Below are 17,286 nucleotides of genomic sequence, written 5' to 3' on the forward strand. Positions count from 1 at the left end.
TCAGATCCCCAGATAGGCGGACTTGATGCGGCTATCCGACAGGAGCCGGTCCGCACTGTCTTCGATCACGATCCGGCCGGTCTCCAGCACATAGCCGCGGTCCGCGAGGCTCAGCGCCAGGTCGACCCGTTGCTCGACGACCAGGATGGTGATGCCCGAGGCATGCATCGTCCGGATCGCATCGGCGAGCAGGTCGACCATCACGGGTGCAAGGCCGAGGGAGGGTTCGTCGAGCATCAGGAAGCGCGGGGCCGCCATCAGGGCCCGGCCGATCGCCAGCATCTGCTGCTGGCCGCCGCTGAGCGTGCCGGCCTTCTGCGCCCGCCGTTCCGCCAGGATCGGAAACAGCGACAGAATCCCGTCCAGCCGCGCCGAGAACGGTTGGTCCGACCGCGCGCGGTGGGCGCCGAGATCGAGATGCTCCATCACGGTCATGTCGGGAAACAGCAGCCGGCCTTCCGGCACCTGCACCAGCCCGCGCTCGATGATGCGATGCGGCGGCAGCCGGTCGATCCGTTCGCCCTCGAAGCGGATCTCGCCGGCCGCCGGGCGGATCAGACCCGACATGGTCTTCAGCGCGGTGGTCTTGCCGGCACCGTTCGAGCCGATCAGCGTGACGATCTCGCCCTGGTTCACGCGCATCGAGACGCCTTCGAGCGCGCGCTTGTGTCCGTAGCGGACGTCGATCCCGACCAGTTCAAGCATGGGCCTGCTCCCGGCCGAGATAGACGCGGACGACATCGGCATTGCCGGCCACCTCCTGTGGGGTGCCCTCGGCGATGCGCGCGCCGTGATCGAGCACGACGATCCGGTCGCAGACGCCCATGACGACGCGCATATGATGTTCGACCAGCAGAACGGTCACGCCGCGGTCGCGCACCTTGCGGATGATGCCGACCAGCCGCTGGCCTTCCTCCGGATTGAGGCCGGCCGCCGGTTCGTCGAGCAGCAGGAGGCGCGGGGCCGCCGCCAGGGCGATCGCGACCTCCAGACGCCGCTGCTCGCCGTAGGACAGCGCATCGGCGCGAATGTCGGCCTGTGCGGCGAGATCGCAGAAGGCCAGCACTTCGTCCGCCACCGCGTCGATCGCGGCTTCGTCGCGGCGCCACGCCGCCGTCCGGAAGGTGCTGGCGAGCCAGCCGGCGCCGCGCGTCCGATAGGTGGCGGTGCGGATGTTGTCCCGGGTCGTCAGCATCGGGAAGACGCTGGTGATCTGGAACGTGCGGGCGATGCCGAGCCGCGCCCGCTCATGGGCCGGCGCGCGGGTCACGTCGCGCCCTTCGAACGCGATGGTGCCCGCGGAGGGGGCGAGGGAGCCGGCCAGCATGTTGAACATGGTGGTCTTGCCGGCACCGTTCGGGCCGATCAGACCGACGATCTCGCCCGTGTGCACGGCGAGCGAGACCTTGTTGACGGCGACCAGGCCGCCGAAGGCGCGGGTCAGGTCGACAGCTTCGATCAGGGGAAGCGGGGCGGCTCCGGTCATGGCGCGGGCTCCGGTCATGGCGCGGGCTCGGGGCGGATGGCGGGGTCCGCCCGTCGGCGCCAGGGCCGCCAGAGACTGACCAGCCCGTGGGGAACGAAGATGACGGAGCCGGTCAGCAGCGCGGCGAAGACGATCAGGCGCAGCGGGCCGAAGGCGCGCAGGACTTCGAGCAGGACCACGTAGATGAGGGCGCCGAGGATCGGGCCGACCACCGTGCCGCGCCCGCCGACCACCACCATGATGATCAGCGCCGCCATGTATTGGAGGCTCATCAGCTCCGGCGTGATCACGCGCAGATAGTGGGCATAGAGCCCGCCGGCGATGCCGGCGACGACGGTGGCGGCGACGAAGCCGAGCAGCTTGGTGCGGAACACGTCGATGCCGAGCGAGGCGGCCAGCGGCGCATTCTCGCGAACCGCCAGGAAGGCCCGGCCGGTCCGGCTGCGCATCAGCGCGTGGCAGGCATAGGCGAAAGCCAGGACGCAGGCCACCACCACGAAATAGTAGTCGCGCGCCTCGCCGAGCGGACCCACCCCCGGGACGGTGACCGGCGGGATGTTGTTGATCCCCATCGGGCCGCGCGTCAGGTCGTCCCAATAGTTGGTGACCGTGTAGATGATCGAGCCGAAGCCGAGCGTCAGGATGGCGAATTGCGGGCCGACGATGCGCAGCGAGACGTAGCCGATCACGAAACCGAACAGGCCGGCGACCAGACCGGCCGCGATCAGGGCGAGCCAGACCGGGACGCCGGTCTGCATCGTCAGGATCGCCGATGCGTAGGCGCCGAGGCCGAAGAAGGCGGCATGGCCGAAGCTCAGTTCGCCCAGATAGCCGATGATCACGTTGAGCGACAGCGCGAGCAGCGCATAGAGCATCCACAGCACCATGACGTGGTGCAGGTAGGTCGACTGCGTGCCGAGCGGCAGGAGCGCGAGCACCAGGGCGGCCGCGAAGGGAAGCGCCTTGCGGATCATCGGGCGACGCTCCCGAACAGGCCCTGGGGGCGCCACAGCAGCACCAGGATGATGATCGCGTAGCCGATCGCCTCCATGAAGCCGAGCGAGACGTAGCCGCCGGCGAGCGCTTCGACGACGCCGAGCGTCAGCCCGCCGACCAGCGCGCCGGGCACGCTGCCGAGACCGCCCAGGATGACCACGATGAAGCCTTTCAGGACGGCCCAGCTGCCCACCGTCGGGAAGATCATGGCGACCGGGCCGACCAGCGCGCCGGCCAGCCCGGCGAGGCCGCAGGCGAGCACGAAGGTGATGGTGTGGACGAAGCGGATGTCGACGCCGGTCAGGGCCGCGCCCTCCGGATTCTGCGCCGTCGCGCGCATCATTCGCCCGAAGGTCGTCCAGCGGATCGCCGCATAGGTGGCGGCGAGGACCAGGACGGCGGCGGCGAAGATCAGCACGCGCTGCTGGGTCAGCACGATCGTGCCGACCTCGAGGATGTCGTCGGTGAACGGGCTGTTGAGATATTTCGGGTCGTGGCCGAAGCCGAGTTCGGCGCCGTGGGTGACCAGCAGGGCGAGGCCGAGGCTGGACAGGAGCACGGTGAACTCGTGCTCCTTGCGCAGCGGCCAGAAGAACAGCCGGTTGACCAGGATGCCGAGCGCACCGACCGCGACCGTCGCCAGCAGGACGGCGGGCAGATAGCCGATGCCCAGCGCCGACATGGCAAAGTAGGTCAGGAAGGCGCCGAGCATGTAGAATTCGCCATGGGCGAAGTTGATCACGCGCAGCACGCCGAAGACCAGGGTCAGTCCGGTCGAGATGAGCACGTAGTTCATCCCGTTGACGACGCCGTTGGCGAGCTGCTGGCCGAGGAGGGTCCAATCCATCAGGAATTTCCATGGGGTCGGAAACGACCCGGCCAGGGAAGGCCCGGCCGGACGGGTGGGGCGACGCTTCGGCGCCGCCCCCGGGACCGCCGGTCGGTCACTTGATGCTGACGATCTTTCCGCCTTCGACGCGGATCAGATAGAGGTTCTGCAGCGCCTGGCCGTTCTCCTCGAACTTGATCTCGCCGAGCAGCGTCGGCCAGGTCTGGCTCCGCAGGGCGGCGGCGATCTTGTCCGGATCGTTGGCCGTGCCGGCCTTGTCGGCGGCGGCGGCGAGGACCTGCACGGCCTGGGCGCCGAGCGTGCCGATGAAGGCCGGCTGGTTCTTGAAGGTCTTGCCGTACTGCTCGGTCCAGGCCTTCAGCTTGGCGTTGTCGCTGTCGGGGGCATAGAGCGAGATCGAATAGACGCCTTCGAGCGCCGGTCCGGCCAGTTCGATCAGCTTCGGATTCATGTTGCCGGCGGAGGCGATCAGCGTGCCGCGGAAGCCCGCCTGCCGGGCCTGCCGATAGATGGTGGCGCCCTGCGAGGTGTTGATCGCCGAGACGTAGATCGCATCCGGATTGAGGCTCTTCAGCTTGGTCAGGGCGACGGTGAAGTCCGTATCGTTGCGATTGTAGAACTCGTTGCCCTTGATCTCGACATTGCAGGCGCCGAGCAGCTTCGTATAGTTATCGACTTCGAGGCGACCGAAATCGTCGTTGATGGTGATGAAGGCGACCGACTTCGGCTTGATGCGGGCGCAGATTTCCTGACCATACTTGCTCGACATCATGTTCGATGTGGCGTTCAGGCGGAACAGGAACTTGTGTCCCTTGGCGGTCACGTCCGGATGCTGCGACGAGGTCATCACGGAGATGATCTTGTCGCGGGTGACCTCCTTCATCGACAGGGCGACGGCCGAGAACCAGCCGCCGACGATCATGTCGACCTTGTCCTGCTCCATGGCGCGGCGGGCGGCGCTGACGCCTTCCTCCGGCGTGCCCTTGTCGTCATAGACGACGAGTTCGATCTTGCGCCCGCCGAGAATGCCGCCGGCGGCGTTGACCAGGGCGGCCTCGGCCTGCATGCCCTCCAGGGCAAGCTGCCCGTCGAAGGCCCCGGCGCCGCTCTGCGGCACGATGGCGGCGATCTTCACCGGCGGCTTGTCCTGAGCGACAGCCGGACCGGCGGCCAGCAGGGCAAGCGCCATGCCGGAGGCGAGTAGCGTGGTTCTGAACATGCGCGTTCCTCCCGTTTTTCTTTCTGGGGCCTGCCGTCAGCGGGACCGCAGGTATTTCTTCTGCAGTTCCTCGACTTCGCCGAAGCCGATGAATTCGACGAAGGGATCATGCGCCATGACCGGGCGCGGCAGGTTGCGGCTGCTCTTCTCAGCGGCGAGCACCGCGAGGTTCTCGCGCAGGGCCGCCGCGACGGTCATCAGCGGCACCAGCGCGAAGGTCGCCATGCCGGCCACGCTCTCGACCTCCTGGCGCGAGAGGTTCTTCTCCAGCCAGCCGAGAATCTGCAGCGACAGCGGCACGCCGCAGCCCTCCCGCAGCGCGCGCAGGCCTTCGATCGACTTGAAGCATTTCGAAATCGGCTGGATCACGTCGGCGCCGGCGGCCACATAGGCCTTGGCGCGGTCGATCGCCTCGGCCTCGTCGACCACGTCGGTGCGGGCGATGATCAGCATGTCCGGATTGCGCCGCGCCGCGACGGCCGCCTGGATCTTGGCGACCGCCTCGTCCTTGTCGATGACCTCGACCCCGGCGACGCAGATCGGGCAGCGCTTCGGGGCGATCTGATCTTCCATGATCACGGCCGAGACGCCGGCCGCCTCGAACTCGCGGATCGTGCGCATCACGTTGATGGCGTTGCCGTATCCGGTGTCGATATCGGCCACCACCGGAACCCGCACGGCCGCCACCACATTGCGGGCGACGCCCAGATTCTCCGACATCGTATAGAGCTCGGCATCGGGCTGGCCGAGCAGCGAGGCGGAGACGCCGAAGCCGGAGGTCATCACGGCATCGAAGCCGGCCGCCTCGATGAAGCGGGCCGAAAGCGTATCGTAGGCGCCGGCCGACCAGACGGTCTTCTGGTTGACGACCCTTGCGCGGAATTCGGACGAGGCCATGACGGGTCTCCGGCTCAGACTTCGAGGGGTTGCTTGAGATAGGGAACGAGGCCGCCGGCCTCGATCATGCGCCGGTCGGCCAGCGCCAGCGGCTCGAAGGGCAGCGCAGCGCCGGTTGTCAGGTTCAGAACCCGACCCTGCTGCCAGTCGACCTCGACCTCGTCCCAGCGCTTGACCAGACCGAGGATTCCCGGGCAGCTGACCTGCGGGAAGCCCATGCTGACCTCGCCGCGCCAGTAGCCTGGCGAGAAGGACTCCGCGATCATGCCGGCGATGCCGAGGTGCCGCATCGCCCGCATCGGCGGATAGTGCGGGTGGCCGTAGCCGAAATTGGCATTGCCGACGAGGAGGTCGCCCTTGCGCACCGCCTTACGGAAGTCGGGATCGTAGTCCTGCATCGCGGCGGCCGCGAGCTCCTCGATGTCGGTGATCTTGATGTTCTTGACGCCGACGATCTGGTCGACGTCGAAGTCGATCTCTTCGAAGATGAAGGCGACGCGCCCGCGCAGGTTCTGAAGCGGCATGACGGACCTCACCAGTATTTGCGCGGATCGGCGATCGCGCCTTCGATCGCGGCGGCGGCCACCGAGGCGGCGCTGCACAGGTAGATTTCGGAATCCGTGCTGCCCATGCGCCCGCGGACATTGAGCGTTCCGGTCGAAACCGCGCGCTGCTTCTGGGTCATCGTGGCGATGCGGCCGAAACAGTAGTCGCAGCTCGGCGAGGAGACGAAGGCCCCGGCCGCCACCAGCGTCCCGATCAGGCCTTCGTTGGCCGCCGCCGCCATGATCTCCTGGCTGGTCGGGATGACGTTGAGCTGGAAACCGGGTGCGACCTGCCGGCCGGCCAGGATCTTGGCGGCGACGCGCAGGTCCTCCAGCCGGCCCGAGGCGCAGGAGCCGAGATAGCCGACCTGCACTTCGAGGCCGAGATAGTCTTTCAGATCGCGCGTGTTGGCCGGCGTCGGCGGGATCACGATGACCGGCTCGATCACCGAGAGATCGATGGTGTGACGGGCCGCATAGTCGGCGTCGGGATCGCTCCAGACCGGGTCGAGCGCCTTGCGCGCCCGGGGCAGCGCATAGGCGAGACGGGTCTCGTCCGGATTGACGATCGCCGTGATCGCGCCGGTGAACATGGCGAGCCCGGTCACCGTCTGCAGGCCCTCGGTGGAGAGCTGCGAAAGGCCCGATCCGCCCAGTTCGAGCACCTGGAACCGGCAGGAGGACGGACCCAGCACCCGCACCAGATGGTGGAACACGTCGCGCGCCATGACGCCCGGCTGGAGTTCGCCCTCCAGATCGACGCGCACGGTGTGCGGCACGCGGATCGAGATGCGCTCGCGGACGAAGGCCTCCAGGATGTTGCGCCGAATGCCCATGGCCAGCGTGCCGAAGGTGCCGAGCTGGCTGATATGGCCGTCGAAATGCACCACGAAGGCGCCCGGAACCGCATAGCCGACCTCGGCCGCGACCTGGTGGCCGATCCCCTTGCGCTCGAACAGCGGCACGTTGTTCTCCGCGCACCAGGTGCGCGTGATGATGTGCAGCTCCTCTTCCTTGGGGCTGGTCGCCGGCACCATGTGGTCGATGAAGATGGCGAAGCGATCCGGCTCGGCGACGCGCTCGATGCCGAAATCCTCCTTCATCGACTTGAAGTAGACGTCCGTATAGCCGGGGAAGTCATAGGCGATGACGTAGTCCGGCTTGGCCAGCACCTCGTCGCCGGCCTTGACGGACGGCAGACCGGCGGCGCGCGCCATGATCTTTTCGGTGATCGTAGAGCCCATCTGCGGCCTCAGGCGGTAAGGGTTGGCGTGGCGGCGAGACCGAGCGCGCCGGGATTCATCAGGCCGCGCGGGTCGAGCGCGCGCTTGACGCTTTCGAGCAGGGCCAGGGTCGGCGGCTGGAGCACTTCGCGGAACGGATAGTCGCGCGCCGCCTGCCAGCTGACGCCGCCGAGCCCGGCATAGAGCTCCTGCGTCGCACGGCGCAGTTCGGCGACGGCGGCCCGCGTCGTCTCGTTGGCCGGACGACCGCGCCAGGGGCGCACCACGTCTTCGCCGAGCGTTCGGGCATGCAGGTCGGTGATTTCGTCCTGCCAGTAGAAGGCCGGTTCCAGGAAGAACTCGGTGCCGACCGTCATCGTCATCACCGAATAGACGATGCCGTGCCGGGCCATGAAGTCGCGGCGGGTCGCGTAGAAGGCATCGTTGGCGTCGCAGACCTCGAGGGCGGCGGAAAGCGGGAACACCGCATGGATCGGCACCCAGCGCTCGCCGTCCCGGCCGAGCATGCCGCGCGGCGGCCCGAACGGCTTCGAGCGCATCACCTTCGGCACGGTATTCTCGATCTCGCTGCCGTGCCGGCGCCCGATCTCTCGGACCGCCGCCATCGACGTGTCCAGTTCGGCGGCGTTGCGCGCCTCGACGACCAGATGCAGCGTGAAGGCATGTTCTTTCAGGAAGGCGGTGCCGGCCGCCGCGACCTGCACGGCATCCTTGAGGCCGGCGACCAGCCCGCCGCCGGCGCGGGCGACCTGCCCGAGCGTGCGCACGCCGTCCATCAGCTTGTTGACCGAGGCGGAATGCTCGACCTTGGTCCGGTCGATGCCGAAGCCTTCGGCCACGACCTTGAGCGGCGCCATCTCGACCTGGGCGGCGGCCATGTCGCGGATCGACCGGAACCCGAACGACACGAAGCCGACCGCCTCCGGACGGCGCATCAGCCGGAGCGTCGCCGCGACCTTGAAGCCGAGCGCGCCGTTGTCGCCGAGGAACAGTCCGGTCAGGTCCGGCCCGCCCTCCCGCGTGAACGGCTTGGTGCCGATCCGTCCGCCCGATCCGGTGGTGACCAGACTGCCGTCGGCCAGCACCACGGTGACGCCGAGCACGGCTTCGGCGACGGTGCCATGTGCGGCCGAGCCGAAAAAGGCGCTGTTCTGCGATAGGGCGCCGCCGACGGTCGCGACATGGCCTGAAAGCGGCCCCCAATAGGCGGTGCGCAGGCCGGTTCCCTCGAGCGCCGCGGCCACCTGCTCCCAGGTGCAGCCGGTCTCGACGGTGATGTAGAGATCGGCGGCATTGACCTCGACGATGCGGTTCAGCCGGCGCGCGTCGATCACCACGGCGCCGGCCCGGTCTGGCAGGTAGCCCTTGGTGTAGGACATGCCGCCACCGCGCGGCACCACCGACAATCCGGCTTCCGTGGTGAGTCGGATGCCGGCGGCGGCCTCCTCGCGGGTGCGCGGCAGAAGGATCGCGGCCGGCTCGATGCCGGGCTGCCAGAAAATGTCGTTGGCATAGTAGCGGCGGCTCTTTTCGTCGGCGAGCACCGCCTCGGCGCCGAGGGCGCCGTGCAGTCGGTCGAGCAGGCCCGAAGCCGGGTCGGCGAGCAGGGTCATGACGGTCTCCCGGCGGATGGCAGGGGCAGGAAGGTGTAGCCGCCCGGGCGACGGCCGATGCGGCCGGCATGCGGGGCGCCGAAATGGGACGGGAAGATCACCGCATCGGTGGCGGCTGCGGCCTCCAGCAGTGCCGCCCGCGTCGCCACGGCGGCCTCCGGCAGCTCGCAGAAGCGGCTGTTCCAGCCCGGTTCGTAGACCTGGATCGGCTGGTGCAGACAGTCGGCCGTGAAGACGCCGGCCTCGCCGTCGGATTCAATCCAAAGCTGCAGCTGCCCGATCGTGTGGCCGGGGGCGGCCCGGAAGACGAGACCGGGGCGGAGCTGATCGCCGTCCGAAACGAAATCGACCAGACCGGCATCGAGCACCGGCCGGACCGAATCCTCGATCACTTCGGCGGCCTCCGGCTGCACCGCCAGGCCGCCGGCCGGATCGAGCCAATGGTCGGTCTCGACCTGCCCCCAGACGTAGCGGGCGTTCGGGAAGGTCGGCACCCATCGGTTGCCGACCCGCTGCGTGTTCCAGCCGACATGGTCGACATGCAGATGGGTGTTGACCACCAGCGTCACGTCTTCCGGGCGGACGCCGGCGGCCGCCAGACGGTCGAGATAGGGGGTCGCCAGATCGTGGAAGCGGCGGAAGGCGGGCGCCGAGCGCGTCTTGCCGTTGCCGCAGCCGGTATCGACGATGATCACGTCGTCGCCGGCGCGGACCAGCCAGCTCTGCATGCTCGACATCAGGCGCCCGCTGTCCGGGTCGCGGAATGTCGGCTCGCGCAGCTGCGGATGGCGATCGAGGATCGCCGGATCCCAGTCCGGAAACAGGAATGCGGGGTCGAAGCCGGGCGTGAGCATCTCTTCGACGCGCACGACCTCGATCGCCCCGATGCGGGCGCTGGTCACGAATTTCCTCCCGGAACGTCTTTTGCGTTCTCTTGGGTGCGCAACAGACCGCACTGGTGTCGGTGTGTCAACAGATAACTTCTATGTCTATCCATGACACATAATATCGCCGAACCTGCACCCGTCGCCCGGCGCGCGCACATGTTCGGCTGGGTCCGGAGGAGCCGATACGCACCGGCTGAGCGCTCTTCTCCGGGATAAAAAATCAATAAAAATCAACATAGTAGTTGTGTTCGAAAGGTCGCCTTGGCCGATCCGTCGCGATTCCCTCGGGGGCCGCCGGCAGTTTGATCGGCATGTCATATCTTGACACGGACGCGGTCCACCGGCATCTCGTGGTGATCGAGCCGGAGCGGCTCGTCTGGGGGACGCGAATGACCGAGAAGGCGGGCAGCATCACGCATGTTCGCGCCGTGCAAAGGGCGCTCGCGATCCTGCGCGCCTTCGAGGGGCAGCCTGAAATGTCGCTGGCCGAGGTCACCGCGGCGACCGGCCTCGACAAGGGCACCACCCGGCGTCTGCTGATCACCATGATGGGCGAAGGCTTCATCGTGCAGAATGCTGCCAACCAGCGCTACGGCCTGGGGCGGGCCGTCCGCAATCTCGCGGCCAGCGCGGCCGGCGAGATCGACCTGCGCGCCGCGGCCGTCCCGGTCCTGTCCGAACTGGCGGCCGAGCTGCACTTCACGGCCTTTCTTTCGGTGTTTCAGGATGGCCAGGCGACCTGCCTGGAGCGCGTCCACGACATGAAGGGCATGGAAGTGCGCTGGTGGGCCGTCGGCGGCAGCCTGCCGCACAATTGCGGCGGTGCGCCCAAGCTGCTGCTCGCCTACCAGCCGGAGCCGACCATCGAGGCGGCCCTGGCCAGGCCGCTGGTGGCGATGACGCCGCGCAGCGTCACGGCGCCCGATCAATTGCGGGATCACCTGAAAACCATCCGTGCGCGCGGCTACGAATTCGCGGTCGACGACGTGGCGGTCGGTCTGTCGGCCCTGGCGGTGCCGATCCTCGACCGCTCCGGTGCGCTGCTCTGTGCCATCAGTCTCGCCGGCCTGACCCCGCAGATGTCGCGCCGCGGCCGGCCGGTACATCTCGATCGGCTGCTCCGCGCCGCCGCCACGATCGCGGCCCGCATCGGATCATAGCCGCCGGCCGGGTGCGGACCCGGTCCGTCAGCGCGTCAGTTCGAACCGGATCGGTACGGTCGCGCGGAACAGTCCGGCCGGCGGGGGGCGCAGTGCGAGATTTCCCAGGATCGCCCGGGCGGCCTGATCGAGGACCGGGTGGCCGGACGATCGCGCGATCGCATGGGTGGCGACGCGACCCCCGGGGCCGATGATGAAGGTGACCGTCACGGTTCCGGTGATGCCGGTATCCCGGGCCGCTGCCGGATAGTGGCGCAGGCGGCGCAGGGCGGCGGAGACCTCGGCGGCGTAGGCGGCGGTGGCGGTCGGGTCGGGCGCGGAGGCGCGCGGCCGCGAAACTTCGGACCGGCGCGACTCCACGGACGGCCTGATGCGGTCCGGCCGCGTCTCCCGCTGCGGGCGCCTCAGTGGAGCCGGAACGGCCCGGACCGGGCTTCGCTCGATCGCCGACGGTTCGCGGTCGACCGGTGGCGCGCGCCGGGGCGGGGGCGGCTCGGGCGGCGGCAGATTTTCGGGTTCGACGGGGACAACCGGCGTCGGAACGGGCTCCGGTGCCGGTGCGAGTTCAGGCGTCGGCACGGGCTCCGGCGTTGGTACGGGTTCCGGTGCCGGCACGGGTTCCGGTGTCGGGTCCGGTGCCGGCACGGGCGGGTCGGCTTCGGCGGCCGGCGGCGGCGATTGTGGCTCCGGCGGCCTCGGTTCCGGTATCCGTTCGGTCGCTGGCTGTGGGGTCGGCTCGGGCTCTGGCTCGGGCTCGGGCGTGAGCTTGGGCTCCGGTTCCGGTGGCGGGACGACCTCCGCCGTCGCCGCCCTCGAGTCCGGCATCGGGACGGCGTCCGGGGTCGGGCGCGTCTCGGGCCCGGGATCGTTCAGAATGTCGATCTCGACCGGGCCGATCGCGGCGATGCCGGTCTGTGGCCGGTAGGCGGCGAACGCGGCCAGATGGATCGCCAGCGCGGCGGCGCAGGCCGCGGGCCGCAGCCATCGCGGTCGCGATGCGGATGTCGTCACGGCGGCGGCCCCATCGTCGACGGCCCGGTCGTCGGCGACCCCATGGTCGACGGCCCCGTCGTCGACGGCGAACTCGCGGCCGCCGGAGCGCCGGCGGTCGCCGGTCCGTTCGGGCGCGACACCAGGGCGAGGCGCGAGATGCCGCCGGCGGCGAGCAGGTCGATGACCGAGACGATCTCGCCATAGGGGGTATCCCGATCGCCGCGGATCTGGACCAGGCGCTCGCCGTCGCCGGCAAGCTGTCGGCCGAGGGCCGCCACCAAGGCGTCGCGGCCGACCGGGGCGCCGTCGACCGACAGTCCGCCGTCGCGGGTCACGGTGACCACGATCGGCGTGCGCGGCGGCAAGGGGCGGGCGGTATCGGCGCGCGGGAGATTGACCTTGAGGCCGGCCGCCAGCATCGGCGCGGTGACCATGAACACGATCAGGAGCACCAGCATGACGTCGACCAGCGGCGTCACGTTGATGTCCGAGAGCGGCCGGAAGCCCTCCGGCCGCAGGGAACGCAGGGGGCGGCGGGTCATTGCCGGGCCTTCCCGGCGACGAGCGTCACCGCATGTTCGTCGATCCGGTCGGCGAGCGCCGAGGCCGTCGCGGCGAAACGGGCACCGAGCCGACTATAGGCGACCGAGGCCGGAATGGCGGTGGCGAGCCCATAGGCCGTCGCCGCCAGGGCTTCGGCGATCCCCGGGGCGACCACCGCCAGACTGGTATCCTGCGCGGTGGCGATGCCGGCGAAGCTGGTCATGATGCCCCAGACCGTGCCGAACAGGCCGACGAAGGGCGCGACCGAGGCGATCACGGCCAGATCCGGCAGGCGGCCTTCGGCATCGGCGAGCAGCAGACGCGCCGCGCGGCCCATGGCCTCGGCGAGCCGGTGGCGTCGCTCGCCGACGCTCTCGCCCGGTATCACCAAGCTGCCGGCCTGAAGGCCGGCTTCGAAGACCGGCGCCAGATGGGCGCCGGCGGCCGCATCGATCGGCCCCGATACCGCCCGCCGCAATCGCGCCGCGGCGAACAGTCCCTCGATGATCAGCACCCAGCACCAGAGCGAGGCGAGCCCGAGCAGGATCATGACACCGCGGCCGACCGGTCCGGCCGCGAGGAAAAGCCCCAGCGGGGACAGCGTGATGGCATCCATGGAGGGGAATCCGTGACCTGTTGTGCCGGGGACGGCGCTGGCCGGCGGCATGCGCGGCCTCGGCCGCCGCGCCGCCGCCGACCCGAAGGCTCGATCAGAGCTGGACCTTGAGCCCGGCCCAGAACGACCGGCCGGTGCCGAGCAGCGGCCGCAGCGGCTGCCCGTTCCAGCCGTAGTCGACGATGTTCAGCCCGCCGAGCGGCAGCGCGTATTTCTTGTCGAGAATGTTGTCGACGCCGAAGTCGAAGCTGACCTGGCCCCAGCGATAGCCCGTCTTCCAGTTGAGCAGGGCATAGCCCGGGGTCGTCTGTTCGAGGCGGGTCTTCGAGACGTCGGTCTTGGCCGCCACCAGCTTCACGTCGAAGCCGTTGGTCCAGTCGCCCAGGCGATGGTCGAGCCCGATCGTCGCATTGAGCGGCATGATGCGGTAGAGGCCGTCATTGGTGTCGAGATTCTCGCCGCGCGTATAGGCGAGCCGGCCGGTCAGCGAGATCGCGCCCCAGGCCGGGCTCGACCAGATCGCCGCGCTGGCATTGGCGTCGAAGCCCCACAGCAGGGCATCGTGATTGGCGAATTTCAGCTGGACGAAATTCGGATCCCACATCATCGGCGGCGCGACACGGTCGGCGTCGATGTAGTTTTCGACGTAGCTCACATAGGGCGTGACCTTGAACGACCAGGCCTTCGATGCGGGGTCGTGCAGCGAGAGGGTGGTCGAGATCGTGTGGGCGACCTCGGGCTTCAGATTGAGATTGCCGATATAACCGTTGCCGTCACCGAACCAGCCGGTCATCTGGCTCGACATGCCGCCCGTGCCCCAGGCGTAGCGCTCGTAAAGATTGGGCGAGCGGGTCTTGCGCGCATAGCCGAATTCGGCGTCGGTCTGGTCGTTCGGCTTCCAGCGGACGAGCGCCGTCAGGTCGAAATTCACGTCGGTGCGGTGATGGTTGCGGGCGTTGAAGGCGGTCGCGGCGGTCGCGTCCGTGTCCATGCCGTTATAGGACTGAACGTCGCCGGTATTCATGTCGACGACATCGATACGACCGCCGATCAGCGTCGACCATTCCTTCGTCCAGGCGCGCTCCCACTCGGCATAGGTGCCGATCCGGTCGCGCCGGCCGTCGTTGATGTTGCGGTAGGTGTTCGGGCCCATCATCATCGAACCCGGCACGGCCGGCCACCAGTCGTCGAGATCGGCATGGTGCATCTCGTTGCCGAGCCGCACGATGTCCTGCTTCGACAGGTCGATGGTCGCCTTGACCGACCAGCCGGCATCGTGGCCGTGGGTATACATCGGCATGCCGGTCTTCGGCGTGCTGCCGCCCTTGTCGTCGAGGAAGTTCATGTAGTGGTTGGTCTCGCGCCAATAGGCCTTGGCGTCGAGGCGGCCCCAGTCGAACGTGCCCTCATAGGCCGCGTTCACGAAGGCGGCACGGTTGTAGAGCATGTCCATCCAGGCGTTCGGATAGCCCTGGCGGGGAATGTTCTGGATGCCGCCGCTGAGCGTCACGAGGCCGTTGTCGAGACGCCGGGAGAGCGTCAGCATGTGGTTGAGCGACTCGTATTCCGATGAGCGGATGGTGCCGCCGTTGCCGCCCGCCTTGGTGTTGTCGGATCGGCTCCAGGCACCGGTATATTCGAGATTCCAGTCGCGGTTGGCGATTGAGGCGTCGAGCGAGCCGCCGAGGCCGTGGCCGTTCGAGCGGTAGAAGCCCGACACCGATCCGTGCACCTCGATGCGGTCGTCGTTGGCGAAGACCGCACGCTTGCGCTCGACGATGATCGAGCCGGCAATGCTGTCGCCGCCCTTCGACACCGGCGTGATGCCGGACAGGACTTCGACCGAACCGATCGCGCTCGCGTCGGCATGCGACAGCGGCGGATTCATGTGGTTGGCACAGAAGGCCGTGATGGCCATGCCGTAGGTGAGCACGTTGACGCGGTCGCTGGCGAGACCGTGGATCACCGGCAGGCCGGAGACGCCGCCGCCTGTCGCAACGTCGACGCCCGGAATGGTCGTCAGCAGGCCGGCCGTGTCGCTGTTCGACGGCGACAGCCTTTGCAGCGGCTGCCCCGATATGGTGAAGGCGCTGAGCGGCGAGGCGAGGCCGGTCGACGGCGTCGACATCTTTCCCTGCCCGTCGGCGGTGACGACGACTTCGGGCAGGATCTCGGGCTTCGATTGCTGGGCAAGGGTGGGCGAAGCGGCAAGGACGAGCGTGAGCAGGCTGACGCTGCCGTGGAGGCGGACGGATTTCATGACGATCTCCCGAGGAGGCGACCGAGGTCGCGGTCCTTCGACGACTGACGTGCGCCGCGGCCTTGCGGCCGGCGCGGACGATGCAACGTCTTCTCAGGAGAGGGCAGGCGGGGCGCGGCCTCGGATCTGCTCAAGCAGACGCGAAACGATGGTCGGCGTGTCGCGCTTCGCCCAGATCGCGCCGCGCATCGTGGCGATCGGGACCACGAAGGCGACGATCGACGGCGGCGGTGCAAAGCCGTCGCCGTTGACGAGCCGGCAGAAAAGGCAGGCTTCGCTGCGATGGTCCGGGGCCGAAGCCGGGTGCGTTCGGTCGGACGGGTCCGACGCCGCGGCGCAGATGATCGCGCCGGCGAGAGGGTCGGCAGCGGCACTCGCCATCGCCGCGACAGCATGCGTCGGCGCGATGATCTGGACGATCAGCGCGAGAACACAGAGCAGTCGTGCGATCGTCTTGCGCGCGCCGGTCACGCCCTTCCCCCAACCCGCATCACCCTTATCACCGCGCCGTGATCGGGCCAACCGGGCCGTGAGACCTATCGGCGCAACGCAGCCCTGACGGGCGTGGCGGGCGTCGGCGGCAGGCGCGCCCGCCGTCTCGCCCGCCGTCTCGCCCGTCCGGTCACCGCGCCAGGCGCAGGGACCCCAGCACCGCCTCGCTCGGCCAGCAGTCGACCGTCAGCCCGGCCGATTTCTGGTAGGCGCCGAGCGCCGCCCGGGTCAGCATCCCGGCCTTGCCGTCCACCTTGTCGCGGTAGTGGCCGAGGCGCGTCAGATGCCGCTGCATCTCCTCGACCGAGGCGGTCTTCAATTGCCCGGTCGCCGACCAGGGCGTCGCGAAGCGCTGCGGGCTGAGCATCCGGTCGGCGAGATGGCCGACGAACAGCACGTAGAGGTCCGAGAAATTGTATTCCTTGATGACGAAGTAGTTCTTCGTGGTCAGGAAGGACGGGCCATAGATGCCTTCCGGCTGCAGCAGCGACGCGGCCTCCGTCCGTTCGGTAGCCGTCGGAATGCGCCCGCCGACCGGCGCGTAGCCGGCGTCGAGCCATGCCCCGACGGTCCGGCGCATTTCGGGAACGCCCAGGGTGCAGTCGGCCCGTGCGGGCGGCCGGACCTCCCAGGCCCAGCGCAGGCCGGGCTGCCAGCCCTTGTCGGCGAGTTGCTTGGCGGCGGAGGCAAGCGCATCGGGGACCGAGCGCCAGATGTCGATCCGGCCGTCGCCGTCGAAATCGACGCCATGGGAGAAATACTCGGACGGCAGGAACTGAGTGAGCCCGGTCGCCCCGGCCCAGGAGGCGCGGAAGGCCTTTCTGGTCACCGCTCCGGTCTCCAGAAGCTTCAGGGCAAGCACGAATTCGCGCCGATACTGGTCCTTGCGCCGTCCGACATAGGCCTGCGTGGCGACCACACGGAGACCGTCGTAGCGCTCCGGCGAGCGGCCGAAATCGGTTTCCCGCCCCCAGATCGCCAGCACCATCGTGGCCGGAACGCCGAAGCGCGCCTCCACCCCCTCGAGCGCCGCGCGATGCGCGCCCAGAAGGCGGCGCCCGTCCCCGGCCAGCCGCGCGATCTGGGCTTCGTTGATATAGTCGGCCGGTGGGCGCACGAATTCCGGCTGTCGCGGAGCCCCGGTCTCGGGGCGTCCCGGCAGGACGAGATCGGGCAGGCCGTAGTCCGGTTCGAGGGCGCGGGTCTCCCGGTCGAAGGTTTCCCGGGAAACGCCGACCGCCTCGGCCTCCGGCCAGAGCGATGCGACGAACCGGGAAAAGCCCGCGTCCGCCGCATGGGACGGCCCGGCCCAAAAGGCGAGAGCCGACAGAAGACCGATGGCGATCAAGCGCCCGATGAACGACAAGGATCGCCTCCCCGACTCGCGCGATCGTGATCCGGCAGGCTAGCACGACCATGTTCGCGCGTGGGACCTGCGCTTCCCATGGCCGCCGCTCTCCGGGGCATCGTTCCGGCCTTTCCCGA

17 protein-coding genes are annotated in these 17,286 nt (G+C 68.8%); 1 reads left to right on the forward strand and 16 read right to left on the reverse strand.

The genetic code is table 11. From position 1 onward, the window contains the following. From ABB55_RS15955 to ABB55_RS16000, 10 genes are all read right to left on the reverse strand, one after another. Positions 1-705 carry an ABC transporter ATP-binding protein gene (locus ABB55_RS15955; protein ID WP_054359684.1) on the reverse strand — a complete coding sequence of 235 codons (705 nt, stop codon included), beginning with the start codon at positions 703-705 and terminating at the stop codon, positions 1-3. Then, complete coding sequence (locus ABB55_RS15960) at positions 698-1,486, reverse strand: ABC transporter ATP-binding protein (protein WP_054362102.1); 789 nt, start codon at positions 1,484-1,486, stop codon at positions 698-700. Before ABB55_RS15960 ends, ABB55_RS15955 begins: the two co-directional genes overlap by 8 nt. A gap of 14 nt (positions 1,487-1,500) precedes the next feature. Beyond that, a complete protein-coding gene (locus ABB55_RS15965; protein ID WP_054359685.1) occupies positions 1,501-2,460 on the reverse strand; it encodes a branched-chain amino acid ABC transporter permease in 960 nt (319 codons plus the stop codon). After that, a complete protein-coding gene (locus ABB55_RS15970; RefSeq protein WP_054359686.1) occupies positions 2,457-3,329 on the reverse strand; it encodes a branched-chain amino acid ABC transporter permease in 873 nt (290 codons plus the stop codon). The genes ABB55_RS15965 and ABB55_RS15970 overlap by 4 nt, the downstream gene beginning before the upstream one ends. A gap of 97 nt (positions 3,330-3,426) precedes the next feature. Further along, complete coding sequence (locus ABB55_RS15975) at positions 3,427-4,551, reverse strand: ABC transporter substrate-binding protein (RefSeq protein WP_083463663.1); 1,125 nt, start codon at positions 4,549-4,551, stop codon at positions 3,427-3,429. Positions 4,552-4,587: 36 nt separating this feature from the next. After that, on the reverse strand, positions 4,588-5,448 hold the full coding sequence (locus tag ABB55_RS15980) for an isocitrate lyase/PEP mutase family protein (RefSeq protein ID WP_054359688.1): 861 nt from the start codon (positions 5,446-5,448) through the stop codon (positions 4,588-4,590). 14 nt (positions 5,449-5,462) lie between these two features. Further along, the gene (locus tag ABB55_RS15985) at positions 5,463-5,972 is read right to left on the reverse strand and encodes a 3-isopropylmalate dehydratase small subunit (RefSeq protein WP_054359689.1); all 510 of its coding nucleotides are present in this window, start codon (positions 5,970-5,972) and stop codon (positions 5,463-5,465) included. 8 nt (positions 5,973-5,980) lie between these two features. After that, positions 5,981-7,237, reverse strand: a complete 1,257-nt coding sequence (locus ABB55_RS15990) for a 3-isopropylmalate dehydratase large subunit (protein WP_054359690.1) — start codon at positions 7,235-7,237, stop codon at positions 5,981-5,983. Between the two features lie 8 nt (positions 7,238-7,245). After that, positions 7,246-8,850 (reverse strand): FAD-binding oxidoreductase, encoded by a 1,605-nt coding sequence (locus tag ABB55_RS15995; RefSeq protein ID WP_054359691.1) that lies wholly within the window; start codon positions 8,848-8,850, stop codon positions 7,246-7,248. Continuing rightward, a complete protein-coding gene (locus ABB55_RS16000) occupies positions 8,847-9,752 on the reverse strand; it encodes an MBL fold metallo-hydrolase (RefSeq protein ID WP_054359692.1) in 906 nt (301 codons plus the stop codon). Before ABB55_RS16000 ends, ABB55_RS15995 begins: the two co-directional genes overlap by 4 nt. Before the next feature lie 296 nt (positions 9,753-10,048). Here ABB55_RS16000 and ABB55_RS16005 point away from each other — a divergent pair, with 296 nt between their 5' ends. Beyond that, a complete protein-coding gene (locus ABB55_RS16005) occupies positions 10,049-10,897 on the forward strand; it encodes an IclR family transcriptional regulator (RefSeq protein ID WP_152982067.1) in 849 nt (282 codons plus the stop codon). Between the two features lie 27 nt (positions 10,898-10,924). On the opposite strand, the gene ABB55_RS30405 is transcribed toward ABB55_RS16005, so the two are convergent. The 6 genes from ABB55_RS30405 to ABB55_RS16035 form a co-directional block, all read right to left on the reverse strand. Continuing rightward, entirely contained in the window at positions 10,925-11,257 is a 333-nt protein-coding gene (locus ABB55_RS30405; protein ID WP_160321250.1) for a TonB family protein, read from the reverse strand. Between the two features lie 647 nt (positions 11,258-11,904). Further along, positions 11,905-12,432 (reverse strand): ExbD/TolR family protein, encoded by a 528-nt coding sequence (locus ABB55_RS16015; protein ID WP_054359695.1) that lies wholly within the window; start codon positions 12,430-12,432, stop codon positions 11,905-11,907. Further along, positions 12,429-13,049 (reverse strand): MotA/TolQ/ExbB proton channel family protein, encoded by a 621-nt coding sequence (locus tag ABB55_RS16020; protein ID WP_054359696.1) that lies wholly within the window; start codon positions 13,047-13,049, stop codon positions 12,429-12,431. The genes ABB55_RS16015 and ABB55_RS16020 overlap by 4 nt, the downstream gene beginning before the upstream one ends. Before the next feature lie 94 nt (positions 13,050-13,143). Further along, on the reverse strand, positions 13,144-15,309 hold the full coding sequence (locus ABB55_RS16025; protein WP_054359697.1) for a TonB-dependent receptor: 2,166 nt from the start codon (positions 15,307-15,309) through the stop codon (positions 13,144-13,146). 93 nt (positions 15,310-15,402) lie between these two features. Further along, positions 15,403-15,780: a DUF2946 family protein gene (locus tag ABB55_RS16030; RefSeq protein WP_054359698.1), complete on the reverse strand. Its 378-nt coding sequence runs from the start codon at positions 15,778-15,780 to the stop codon at positions 15,403-15,405. Between the two features lie 151 nt (positions 15,781-15,931). Then, positions 15,932-17,158 carry a lytic murein transglycosylase gene (locus ABB55_RS16035; protein WP_200912112.1) on the reverse strand — a complete coding sequence of 409 codons (1,227 nt, stop codon included), beginning with the start codon at positions 17,156-17,158 and terminating at the stop codon, positions 15,932-15,934. Between the last annotated feature and the right edge of the window lie 128 nt (positions 17,159-17,286).

The sequence above is a fragment of the Prosthecodimorpha hirschii genome (assembly GCF_001305515.1).
Classification (GTDB): Bacteria; Pseudomonadota; Alphaproteobacteria; order Rhizobiales; family Ancalomicrobiaceae; genus Prosthecodimorpha; species Prosthecodimorpha hirschii.

Bases quoted from the DNA above. Each gene is read 5' to 3' on its own strand.
- ABB55_RS15955 (WP_054359684.1), bottom strand. From the start codon at position 705: ATGCTTGAACTGGTCGGGATCGACGTCCGCTACGGACACAAGCGCGCG.
- ABB55_RS15960 (WP_054362102.1), bottom strand. From the start codon at position 1,486: ATGACCGGAGCCGCCCCGCTTCCCCTGATCGAAGCTGTCGACCTGACC.
- ABB55_RS15965 (WP_054359685.1), bottom strand. From the start codon at position 2,460: ATGATCCGCAAGGCGCTTCCCTTCGCGGCCGCCCTGGTGCTCGCGCTC.
- ABB55_RS15970 (WP_054359686.1), bottom strand. From the start codon at position 3,329: ATGGATTGGACCCTCCTCGGCCAGCAGCTCGCCAACGGCGTCGTCAAC.
- ABB55_RS15975 (WP_083463663.1), bottom strand. From the start codon at position 4,551: ATGTTCAGAACCACGCTACTCGCCTCCGGCATGGCGCTTGCCCTGCTG.
- ABB55_RS15980 (WP_054359688.1), bottom strand. From the start codon at position 5,448: ATGGCCTCGTCCGAATTCCGCGCAAGGGTCGTCAACCAGAAGACCGTC.
- ABB55_RS15985 (WP_054359689.1), bottom strand. From the start codon at position 5,972: ATGCCGCTTCAGAACCTGCGCGGGCGCGTCGCCTTCATCTTCGAAGAG.
- ABB55_RS15990 (WP_054359690.1), bottom strand. From the start codon at position 7,237: ATGGGCTCTACGATCACCGAAAAGATCATGGCGCGCGCCGCCGGTCTG.
- ABB55_RS15995 (WP_054359691.1), bottom strand. From the start codon at position 8,850: ATGACCCTGCTCGCCGACCCGGCTTCGGGCCTGCTCGACCGACTGCAC.
- ABB55_RS16005 (WP_152982067.1), top strand. From the start codon at position 10,049: ATGTCATATCTTGACACGGACGCGGTCCACCGGCATCTCGTGGTGATC.
- ABB55_RS16015 (WP_054359695.1), bottom strand. From the start codon at position 12,432: ATGACCCGCCGCCCCCTGCGTTCCCTGCGGCCGGAGGGCTTCCGGCCG.
- ABB55_RS16020 (WP_054359696.1), bottom strand. From the start codon at position 13,049: ATGGATGCCATCACGCTGTCCCCGCTGGGGCTTTTCCTCGCGGCCGGA.
- ABB55_RS16025 (WP_054359697.1), bottom strand. From the start codon at position 15,309: ATGAAATCCGTCCGCCTCCACGGCAGCGTCAGCCTGCTCACGCTCGTC.